The following is a 2,346-nucleotide window of genomic DNA, read 5'->3' as shown; positions in this document are numbered from 1 at the left end:
AAACAAAAAACAGTTGCAAGAGGGTTCTTGCAACTGTTTAATTAATTATTTTTATGTAATAATCTGTATCGCTTTTTTAGGACGAGACAATTTGTTAAAATAAAAAAAAGTAATTTCTACACCAGTTAATATTCATCTTTCCCTTCTCTTTAATTCATCATAAATAAATAACAACACCTTATACATTAAACATAATACTGTTTTTATTGTGATAAATAAAAAATTGCCTTGAATTCTTTTTTCTAGAATAATCGTCTGCTATCAGACTAAAATAATTATTAGTTTTCTCTTTTCCCTTATAAATTATTTTAGCATCGTACTTACGCTAGCTACTCAGTTGAAGAATTAACGGTTAATAAAACAACCTCAAATAGAACAAGAATTATATCCAAGAAGAACAAAAGAATCTTACACGGAGCATTATCCAGGATTATCCAAAACTGTCTCCAAGGGAATTAATTTAAAAATAACCTATAAGCATCAAATATTTATCTCTAAACCAATTTTGTAAAGAATTTTAAAGACAATAAAATTAATCAATAATCCAATACATATCTACTAAATACCCCCATTAATCTACCAATAAAAACAGACTTTATTCATCAGAAGTGGTTAATCAATTTTACTTACTTTTAAATCCTAGAATGAGGATTAATAATACTAGTAAGCGTCTACACTATTAACATCATTACATCCGACATTTGAAGTCGTAATTTACATGAAGGTAAAAATGTAAAAAGAAAAAAATAAAGGCATTACAAATACTAAACTGGTTATCAGGTCAAAGACAAAATTGATATCGAATAATGGTTCTGACTAACATCTAAATTAGAAAAGATTTGAGTACTGAAACAATAACAAACATAATCATGAATCATTAAACAATTTATCTTCCTGCCGATATCTATCTTGAATTTAGTAAATCCATTAAAAAAAACAAAAATAGCTTAACAACAAAATCTATAGAAACCAAAGAACTGAATGTTAGTTTTTCAAAAACAAAACCAATCAAAAATCAAAGTTTATCTTTGAAATAATTAAACAGAAACTACTTTCAGAAAAAGCACTAGCTAATTTGAAGACATAGTCCTCTTTAAAACTCTTTACATAAAGAAAGTTTATAGAATTTAAATATTTTTAAGGTACATATTCATATCATTTTTTCTACTATCCTCATATTGAAGTTTTAAAAGTTTAGCATATTTCATGTAAGAAAAAAAACCCTGAACTATCGAAAAGGTAAGACCATCCAACCCATATAAAAAACCTTTTTTAAAAAAATAACATCGGAAAAAAGATACCATACCATTTAATATTGGCTTAAAGCAGTTGACTCTTTTATTCCGATCAAAAAGTTGTTGGGCATTCCAAGTCGAATACAAGTTTTTCTTTGCAATAAATTGATCAAAATTCTCCCACGCATAATGATTAATATGAACTTTTATATGTATTTTATTGTTTCCTAAAACCTTCTGATGAACGAAATCTTTTGACGGAGAGGCTGTTTTTTTGTTAAAAAATCGTGAAGTTTTATCAGGATACCAACCTGCAAAATTAATAAGCTTATCCCCCAAAAAATTATACAAACAAAAAGCATAAACATCATAATCCTGATTCTCGTATTTTCCTGACAATATAAATTTCTCAGCATCTTCAGCCAAAATCTCATCGGCATCCAAATTTAGAATCCAATCATTTTTACAATAAGAGAGACCAAAAATTCTCTGAGGCCCATCCCCTAAAAAATACTGCATAATCACTTTAGCACCTTTTTCTTCTGCAATTCTCACTGTATTATCTTTACTGAAAGAATCTATTACAATTACTTCGTCACAAATTCTAAATAATGCTTCAATACATTTAGCAATGTTTTTTTCTTCATTATACGTTATTACCAGCCCACTAATCTTCATATTCTTTTATAATTTAAACTCCTTTCTCAATTTTAGTTTAGATTCATAATTAATTGCAATTTACCATTAGCTATATTAAATATACTTATTACAATGTTTAATCACAAAATCTTAACTTAATAAATACAAAAAACTTGAAAATTACAATAAAATCGGAAATAATATCAACCTAATTGAAATTATTTTTTTAGTAAAATCAATTTTCATTTTCTAAATACCTTATTAATATCAGAAACTTTCATTAAATCATGCTATAATCATGATATTTTTATCTAACTTTTTTCAATTTAAAAGTCAGTATGACGCAAAAAAACAAAAACACCACTAAAATAAACTGTTTACGCATTCTAACATTATCCAAAAACGAAGATTCTGGCAAAGAAAAGGATATTTGAACTTCTTTTTTTAAACTATTATGACCATATATATACTC

General features: G+C 26.3%; 1 protein-coding gene. It reads right to left on the bottom strand.

From position 1 onward, the window contains the following. Positions 1-1,127: 1,127 nt before the first annotated feature. Positions 1,128-1,913, bottom strand: a complete 786-nt coding sequence (locus FLA105534_RS23670) for a glycosyltransferase family 2 protein (protein ID WP_173968532.1) — start codon at positions 1,911-1,913, stop codon at positions 1,128-1,130. Positions 1,914-2,346: the final 433 nt, after the last annotated feature.

Source organism: Flavobacterium collinsii, from assembly GCF_902804485.1.
Classification (GTDB): Bacteria; Bacteroidota; Bacteroidia; order Flavobacteriales; family Flavobacteriaceae; genus Flavobacterium; species Flavobacterium collinsii.
Note: the sequence above shows the minus strand (reverse complement) of the source record. Positions and strands in the feature narration are given on the sequence as shown.

Coding starts and splice junctions, on each gene's coding strand:
- FLA105534_RS23670 (WP_173968532.1), bottom strand. CDS start 1,913: ATGAAGATTAGTGGGCTGGTAATAACGTATAATGAAGAAAAAAACATT.